The following is a 7,684-nucleotide window of genomic DNA, read 5'->3' as shown; positions in this document are numbered from 1 at the left end:
CCTGTATCTTCATATCTACAACTCCAATATTCCTCAAAGAAACCTCGGTCATGTCACGCCGATGGAGGCTCTCAGCAAGTGGAGGAAAACTCATCCTGAATTGTTTAAAAAGCCGGAGTGTAATCATCCGGGTCTTGACACCTATATGGATTTAATTCTGCGAGGATATTTTTTAATTCTGCCAGACACTCTTGCAGCATGATTATTTACCCTTCACCTGCTCCCCCGTCTTCCCAAACCGCCGCTGCCTGTTGGCAAAAACCTGCAATGCCTCAAAGAACTGCGCCCGACGGAAATCCGGCCAGCGGGTTTCGGTGAAATACAATTCGGCGTAGGAAAGCTGCCAGAGGAGGAAATTGGAGAGCCGCTGCTCGCCGCTCGTGCGGATGAGCAGGTCAGGATCGGGCTGCCCGGCGGAATAGAGGCAGCTGCTGAAGAGCTGCTCGTCAATCTCCTCCGGCCTGAGCTGGCCTGCGGCGCAGCGGCTGCCGACCTCGCGCACCGCCCGCAGCATTTCAGTGCGGGAACCGTAGCTTAACGCCAGATTCAGCCGCATTCCCGGCGCGTCAGCGGTCTCGGCAATCACCCGCTCCAGCACTGCCCGCACCTCGTCTGGCAGCCGCTCCTTCTGCCCGAAGCAGTCCAGACGGATGCCGTTCTTTTTCATCGTCTCCAGCTCGGCCAGCAGAAAGGTCTTGAGCAGTGCCATCAGCCCTTTGACCTCCAAACCGGGCCGCTGCCAGTTTTCGGTGGAAAAGGCATAGAGGGTCAGGTGGCGGATGCCGATTTCGCGGGCGGCCTCGACAATCACCCGCACCGACTCCACCCCGGCCCTGTGGCCGAAAAGCCGGGGCTGATGCCGCTCTTTGGCCCATCGGCCATTGCCGTCCATGATGATCGCGACATGGACGGGCAGCGGCTGAATGACCGGCAGGGCGGTCATACTTCCATGACCTCTTTTTCTTTGCCAGCAGCTATGGCATCAATATGCTTGATGTAATCATCTGTCAGCTTCTGCACCTCATCCTGATGACGGGTCATTTCATCCTCAGAGATTTCTTTGTCGTTCTTCTGCTTTTTGAAAACGTCGTTGGCATCGCGGCGGTCGTTGCGCACTCCGACCTTGAATTCCTCGGCGATTTTCTTCACCTGTTTGACCAGATCCTTGCGCCGCTCCTCAGTGAGCTGCGGGATGGGCAGGCGAATCACCTTGCCGTCGCTGGACGGAGTCAGGCCGATGTCCGAAGCAAGAATCGCCTTCTCAATCATCGGCAGCATCTGCGGATCCCACGGCTGCACGACGATCATCCGGCTTTCCGGCACGGTTAGGGCCGCAACCTGATTGAGCGGCATTTTCGAGCCGTAGGCATCCACCCGGATGCCGTCGAGCAGGGCGATTGAAGCACGGCCTGTGCGGATTTTGGTCAGATCGCGCTTCAACGCGTCAATCCGGGCGACCATTTTTGATTTGGCTTCGTCAACAACAGGATTTCCCATGATGTTTCTCCTTATATAAAACTATCGCATTGGTTTTGCCGATTCTTCAGGAACAAAGTTCAACATCTCAAGAGTGACGTTCTTATTCAATTCTTCCCGCGCATGGTTGAGCAGCGACCTGTTCACGTCAGATGAAATATATTGCTCTCCGCACGTGTCGCAAATATCTGAAGGAACTCGTTTGAAGACTAATACGGTATCCTCTTTCTCCAAGACGACTGTTGCGAAACCTTTTTCAGTATTTCCTGAACGGCAGATTGCACACTTCATTGAACTCTCCCCGTAAAATCACCTGACCATCTGACAGGATCAGGCTCGTATGCAGTGATGATCACAATAATCCTTTCTTGATTATTGATTCCAGCCACCACGTGAAGCGGTCTGCCGTTCAACGCGAGGCCATTCACCAGCAGGCTGGGCAAGGGAAAATCTTCATCGTATTTTTCAATAATCGCCCCATGCTCAAGGACATATTCGACATCATCTTCGTGAATATCCCTCTGAAACATGCGGCGGACCGCATGGATTCTGTATTCAATCGCATAACAATTGAAATCGGCAGCCAAGCAGTATGAAATATTCATAAACTGAACATTATAGCATCAGGTCAGCCAGCAGCAATCAACGTCCCTGCCTGCTCCCCAGCCGCAGCGCGGGCAATGTTGCCTTCCTTCTTCATATTGAAAGCCGGTGCAAGCATACTGCTTTCTCTCTTACAACTCCTCTTCAGTAATTCCAGCCTGCTTCATGATGGCGCGTTGAAGACCTGTCTTCAAATCGTGGTTGCCATGAACTGGCACCGTTATCCGCAGATTGCTTCCGTCACGGACGAAAATATGGTGACTACCTGTAACACGGGCAAGCGTCCAGCCCTTCTTCTCCAGCAATAAACTCATTGCCTTGCCGCTGACAGCCTTCATTTCAGACTGCAAGCTCCATGACTTGGTCAGTGGCACCTATGGGAATCGTGTCCATGTCGATACTCAAACATCCTTCCACGGCATCATAAATGTTCTGAATCAATTCTTGAATTGTTTCCCCCTGCGTGGCGCATCCTGGAATCGCCGGGACTTCTGCCCAATAACCGCCTTCCTCAGCTTGATGGATAATCACTTTCAGTTTCATTTTTTTCGTCAGCTATGCCATAATCAATGTCCCCACCTGCTCCCCAGCCGCAGCGCGGGCAATGTTGCCTTCCTTCTTCATATTGAAGACTAAGACCGGCAGATTGTTATCACGGGCAAGGGAAATGCCAGCCGCATCCATGACCCGGAGCTGATCCTGCAAAACCTTGGTGTAGGTCAGGCGGTCAAAGCGGACGGCGTTCTTGTCTTTCTCCGGGTCGCGGTCATACACGCCGTCCACCCGCGTGGCCTTCATCATCACATCCGCGCCGATCTCCAAGGCCCGCAGCACCCCGCCGGTGTCAGTGGTGAAATAAGGATTGCCTGTGCCAGCGGCAAAAATCACCACCCTGCCCTGCTCCAGATGCTCCAGCGCGGCGGCGCGGGTGTACGATTCGCAGACATTCTGCATGGCGATGGCCGACAGCACCCTACAGGGCACGCCGCTCCGCTCCAGCCCGTCCTGCATGGCCAAGGCATTCAGCACCGTGGCCAGCATTCCCATGTTATCGGCAACGGCCCGGTTCATGCCGCCTGCGGCTCCGGCCACACCCCGAAAGATATTGCCCGCGCCGATGACCAATCCTAGCTGCACGCCCTGCTGATGCACCGTCTTGATTTCCTGCGCGACAAACTGAATCATCGCAGGGCTGATGCCGTAGGCACCGTCGCCCATCAGGGCTTCACCGCTGAGTTTGAGGAGGATGCGCTGATATTGCATGGTCTTGAAATCTCCGTCGGATGTGGGAACTGGAAAGGGGCGCGGGCCGCAGTTTGTCCGCCCCGGCTGCCGCAGGCCGGGGACTTGGTCTTCTTACGCGCCGAGCTGATAGCGGGCGAAGCGTTTCACGGTGATGTTCTCTCCCATCTTGGCAACCAGCTCGTTAAGCAGGTCTTGAATCGAGACATCGGGATTTTTGACGAACTTCTGCTCCAGCAGACAGTTCTCGGCGACAAACTTGTCGATCTTGCCATCAACGATCTTAGCGACGATGTTCTCCGGCTTGGCTTTGCCGCTTTTGGCCTCTTCCTCTTTGACCTGGCTGAGATACACATCACGCTCGCGGGCGATCATGTCCTGCGGCATGTCCTCGCGGCGGATGGCCACCGGATTGGCGGCGGCGATGTGCATGGCCACGTCTTTGGCAAAGGCTTTGAACTGGTCGGTCTTGGCGACGAAATCGGTCTCGCAGCCGACTTCAACCATCACGCCCAGCTTGCCGACTCCGTGAATATAGCACTCGATCACGCCTTCAGAGGTGGCGCGGCCTGAGCGTTTGGCAGCAACGGCCAAGCCCTTCTGGCGGAGAAAGTCAACTGCCTTCTCCATGTCGCCGCCGGTCTCGGCCAGCGCCTTTTTGCAGTCCATCATGCCCGCGTTGGTCTTCTCGCGCAGCTCTTTGACCATCTGGCTGGTGATTTCCATTCTTGTCTCCTCAAAAATAAATCATCCGGGACAGTGCGCCCGGCTCAGTCGTTATATGAAAAGGGCGGCTGCAAGAGCCGCCCCTCTGCGCTGCAATCAGACAGCAGGCTCGGCGAAGGCGGTCGCGGTCATGGCCGCTTCCAGCTCGTCGATGTTGCTTGGAATGGCCTCGCCGGCAACGCCTCTGCCCTCAATGACAGCCTCCGCAGCCTGTCCCGCGATCAGCCGCACGGCGCGGATCGCGTCGTCGTTGCCGGGAATCAGGTAGTCAACGCCGTCCGGGTTGCAGTTGGTGTCGGTCAGGGCGACCACAGGAATGCCCAGCTTCCGCGCCTCGTCCACCGCGATCTCTTCTTTGCGGGGATCAATGATGAAGAGCACGTCCGGCAGCTTGCGCATGTCTTTGATGCCGCCGACATTGCGCTCCAGCTTGACCCGCTCCTTCTCCATCAGCAGGATCTCATGCTTGGGGAAGCGGTTGATGCTGCCGTCCTTCTGCATGGCCTCAATCTTCTTCAGACGGTCAACCGAATTCTTGATGGTCTGGAAGTTGGTCATCATGCCGCCAAGCCAGCGGTGATTGACATACGGCATGCCGCAGCGCGCGGCCTCTTCCTTGATCACCGCCTGCGACTGACGCTTGGTGCCGACAAAGAGGATGGTGCCGCCGTTGGCTGCCACATCGGTCAGATAGGTGCAGGCCTTGCGGAACATCCGCATGGTCGCGTCAAGGTTGATGATGTAGATGCCGTTGCGCGGCCCGTAGATGAACGGTTTCATCTTCGGGTTCCAGCGTCTGGTCTGATGTCCGAAATGCAGACCGGCCTCAAGCATCTGCCGCATGGTGACTTGCACTGCCATTATTGCTCCTTTCCTGCTTTATGGTTGTTCCTCCACTCCACGTCCGATTCCAGTCATGGAACACCAAGGGACACTGACGGAGTGTGCGTGATGAGCCGCCGCAACGGTGCGGCGGCAATGCTGCCCTGCTTTCTTACCATAACGACTGAAGAACAGCAAGAACATCCTGTTGCGATGCGGCAAGGAAAAAATGCGCCGCTTAGGCCGGAGGCTCCTCCGGCTTCTTTTTCCGCTTGATTTCGCTGCTGCGGGTGCCGCCTGCCATCTCGTACTCGTTGCTGTCCTTGCCGTACTTCACGCCGACCCCAGCCAGCATCCGTGACGAGAAGGCGCGCACTTCCTTTTCAATTGCTTTGAAGTCGTTGCCGAGCGCGTCCGCCTTGGCGAGCTGAATGTTGTAGCTGTCCAAGACGTTTTGCGCCGCTGCGATCCGGCTTTCATAGTCGGCGACAGTCAGTTCATTGCCCAGATCCAAGTTTGGATCAATCGCCTTGAGATTGGCGGCGCGGGTCTGCGCGGCGTTGAGGATGTTCGAGGTCTTTCTTCGGTATGCCATGCTGTCTTCTCCTGCGGAAAGGGATTTTCCCTGCCGGAAGGGGATGCGGCGGAGCTGCCGCAGGCCGTGGCAGAGGAATGACTGCTGCTGACAAAGAAGTGTCGGAAGAAAGCATAGCTCTGAACGCTCCTAACGCGCAAGTGAAAAGAGCAGTCATTCCTTGAAAACCTGCTGACGTTTCTTCATCAGCGGCAGATAAAGGAGTGTTTGCTCCTGATGAAGGAGCTGCGGCTCCTGCGCAAGAAGCGCGTGCTCCTGCCGGAGGATTGTCTGCTCTTCATAAAGGAATGCCTGCTCCCACTGAAGAAGCGTTTCCTCTTGGCAAAGGAACGTTTGCTCCTGCACAAGAAGCGCAGGGAGGCCGCGCCGGTACGGCAGGACATTTTCTTTGCAGTTCCGCTGCATCTGGAGAATAATGGGCCGATGCGGCGGGAATCGGCCTGCGCGGAAGACAAGGAGGAACGGGCGATGAACGAGGTGAGGGTTTGGATTGAGCATTTGCGACACCCGCTGGTTTTGGCGGGCTTCGGGCTGTTTGTTTTCGCCCTGATCATCAAGCCACTGTTTTTGAGCAGCAAGAAGCTGAACGGCCCGCTGCTGCGCTGGGGGATGATTTTGCTTTTCATCCTCGCTGCAATGGCGGTTGTGGGCGGGCTTGCCTTGAGCTGGAAGGCCACCAAAGACCATCTTGACGTGGCAACGAGCCTGAACAATCTGGCAGAGCTGTACAGAGCGCAGGGCCGCTACGAGGAAGCGGAGCCATTACATAAACGTGTTCTGGAGATTTGGGAGAAAACGCTGGGCAAAAACCATCCTTCGGTGGCGATAAGCCTGAACAATCTGGCCGCGCTGTATTACGCGCAGGGCCGCTACGCGGAGACGGAGCCGCTGTATCAGCGTTCTCTGGAGATCAGGGGGAAAACGCTGGGCAAAAAACATCCTTCGGTGGCGACGGCCCTGAACAATCTGGCCTTGCTGTATTATGCGCAGGGCAAATACGCTGAAGCGGAGCCGCTACACAAGCGTGCGCTGGAGATTTGGGAGAAAACGCTGGGCAAAGACCATCCCGACGTGCCGACAAGCCTGAACAATCTGGGTGCGCTGTATAAAACACTGGGCCGCTACGAGGAGGCGGAGCCGTTGTATCAGCATTCTCTGGAGATCTTGGAGAAAACGCTGGGCAAAAACCATCCTTCGGTGGCGGTGAGCCTGAATAATCTGGCAGAGTTGTACAGAGCGCAGGACAAATACGCTGAAGCGGAGCCGCTGCACAAACGTGCTCTGGAGATAAGGGAAAAAACGCTGGGCAAAAAACATCCCGACGTGGCGGAGAGTCTGAACAATCTGGCAGAGCTGTACAGAGTGCAGGACAAATACGCTGAAGCGGAGCCGCTGCACAAACGCGCTCTGGAGATTTGGGAAAAAACGCTGGGCAAAGACCATCCTTCCGTGGCGGCGAGTCTGAACAATCTGGCCTTGCTGTATGAATCGGAGGGCCGCTACGAGGCAGCGGAGCCGCTATACAAACGCGCTCTGGAGATCACGGAGAAAACGCTGGGCGAAGACCATCCTTCGGTGGCAACAAGCCTAAACAATCTGGCCTTGCTGTATTACGCGCAGGGCAAATATGCCGAAGCCGAGCCGCTGTATCAACGTGCCTTGACCATACTCAAGGCCAAGCTCCCTGACGGGCATCCCAGTATCAACACGGTTCAGGAAAACTACGACGAGCTGAAGGAAAAGATGGCGGGAATGTAGATACTGTTGTCCGCGTCAAGCACCATGCAAGGCCGGATCAAACATTTTGCCTGATTTGAGGATGCCGACAGCGACATGGACGAGCTTTCGCATCATGGCGCAGATGATGACCATCGGCGGTTTTCCGTTCGCGGCGAGGCGGGCCTTGAAGGTCTTGCCCCATTCTGTCCGCGTGACCGCGACCATCGCGGGCATGTAAAGCGCCTTGCGGGGAAAAGAATGACCCATTTTCGAGATTTTCGGCTTTCTGCGGACGCTGCTGCCGGATTCGTGCTGACGCGGATCAAGCCCGGCATATGCCGCCGCCTGGCGGGGACTGCTGAAGCGTTTTCCGCTGAAAAAAGAAAGCAGGACAGGAATGGTTTTCACGCCGAGGCCGGGGACGCTGTCCAGCAGCTCGCGCTGCTTTTTCAGGCTGGCGTCGCCGTCGGTTTTTCTCTGAATTTCCGAGTCGATCTCCTT

At 56.1% G+C, this 7,684-nt stretch carries 12 protein-coding genes and 1 pseudogene; 2 read left to right on the top strand and 11 right to left on the bottom strand.

Features of this window, described 5'->3' with window-relative positions; all coding sequences use genetic code 11:
* A pseudogene (locus ACNKH3_RS04205) lies at positions 1-202 on the top strand (hypothetical protein); the annotation flags it as partial.
* Here the strand turns inward: ACNKH3_RS04205 and ACNKH3_RS04200 are convergent.
* The 10 genes from ACNKH3_RS04200 to ACNKH3_RS04155 all read right to left on the bottom strand — a co-directional run bounded on the left by ACNKH3_RS04200 (position 203) and on the right by ACNKH3_RS04155 (position 5,464).
* Positions 203-943 carry an isoprenyl transferase gene (locus ACNKH3_RS04200; protein WP_420208364.1) on the bottom strand — a complete coding sequence of 247 codons (741 nt, stop codon included), beginning with the start codon at positions 941-943 and terminating at the stop codon, positions 203-205.
* Positions 940-1,497 carry a ribosome recycling factor gene (gene frr, locus ACNKH3_RS04195; protein WP_420208363.1) on the bottom strand — a complete coding sequence of 186 codons (558 nt, stop codon included), beginning with the start codon at positions 1,495-1,497 and terminating at the stop codon, positions 940-942. The genes ACNKH3_RS04200 and frr overlap by 4 nt, the downstream gene beginning before the upstream one ends.
* A 21-nt stretch (positions 1,498-1,518) precedes the next feature.
* Positions 1,519-1,767, bottom strand: a complete 249-nt coding sequence (locus tag ACNKH3_RS04190; protein WP_420208362.1) for a type II toxin-antitoxin system MqsA family antitoxin — start codon at positions 1,765-1,767, stop codon at positions 1,519-1,521.
* Positions 1,764-2,081: a DUF4258 domain-containing protein gene (locus ACNKH3_RS04185; RefSeq protein ID WP_420208361.1), complete on the bottom strand. Its 318-nt coding sequence runs from the start codon at positions 2,079-2,081 to the stop codon at positions 1,764-1,766. The genes ACNKH3_RS04190 and ACNKH3_RS04185 overlap by 4 nt, the downstream gene beginning before the upstream one ends.
* A 129-nt stretch (positions 2,082-2,210) precedes the next feature.
* The gene (locus tag ACNKH3_RS04180; protein ID WP_420208360.1) at positions 2,211-2,417 is read right to left on the bottom strand and encodes a type II toxin-antitoxin system HicA family toxin; all 207 of its coding nucleotides are present in this window, start codon (positions 2,415-2,417) and stop codon (positions 2,211-2,213) included.
* A 1-nt stretch (position 2,418) separates the two neighbouring features.
* A complete protein-coding gene (locus tag ACNKH3_RS04175; protein WP_420208359.1) occupies positions 2,419-2,622 on the bottom strand; it encodes a type II toxin-antitoxin system HicB family antitoxin in 204 nt (67 codons plus the stop codon).
* Between the two features lie 12 nt (positions 2,623-2,634).
* Entirely contained in the window at positions 2,635-3,342 is a 708-nt protein-coding gene (pyrH, locus tag ACNKH3_RS04170; RefSeq protein WP_420208358.1) for a UMP kinase, read from the bottom strand.
* Positions 3,343-3,435: 93 nt separating this feature from the next.
* Positions 3,436-4,047: a translation elongation factor Ts gene (gene tsf, locus ACNKH3_RS04165; protein ID WP_420208357.1), complete on the bottom strand. Its 612-nt coding sequence runs from the start codon at positions 4,045-4,047 to the stop codon at positions 3,436-3,438.
* 96 nt (positions 4,048-4,143) lie between these two features.
* The gene (gene rpsB / locus ACNKH3_RS04160; RefSeq protein WP_420208356.1) at positions 4,144-4,908 is read right to left on the bottom strand and encodes a 30S ribosomal protein S2; all 765 of its coding nucleotides are present in this window, start codon (positions 4,906-4,908) and stop codon (positions 4,144-4,146) included.
* A gap of 199 nt (positions 4,909-5,107) precedes the next feature.
* Complete coding sequence (locus ACNKH3_RS04155) at positions 5,108-5,464, bottom strand: hypothetical protein (protein WP_420208355.1); 357 nt, start codon at positions 5,462-5,464, stop codon at positions 5,108-5,110.
* Positions 5,465-5,680: 216 nt separating this feature from the next.
* Here ACNKH3_RS04155 and ACNKH3_RS04150 point away from each other — a divergent pair, with 216 nt between their 5' ends.
* Positions 5,681-7,222, top strand: a complete 1,542-nt coding sequence (locus tag ACNKH3_RS04150) for a tetratricopeptide repeat protein (RefSeq protein WP_420208354.1) — start codon at positions 5,681-5,683, stop codon at positions 7,220-7,222.
* 15 nt (positions 7,223-7,237) lie between these two features.
* Here ACNKH3_RS04150 and ACNKH3_RS04145 read toward each other — a convergent pair.
* On the bottom strand, positions 7,238-7,684 hold a 447-nt coding region (locus tag ACNKH3_RS04145), incomplete at its 5' end, for a transposase (RefSeq protein WP_420208353.1).

The sequence above is a fragment of the Candidatus Electronema sp. JC genome, assembly GCF_048287365.2.
Taxonomy (GTDB): domain Bacteria; phylum Desulfobacterota; class Desulfobulbia; order Desulfobulbales; family Desulfobulbaceae; genus Electronema.
This window is presented reverse-complemented; position numbering and strand designations above follow the sequence as displayed.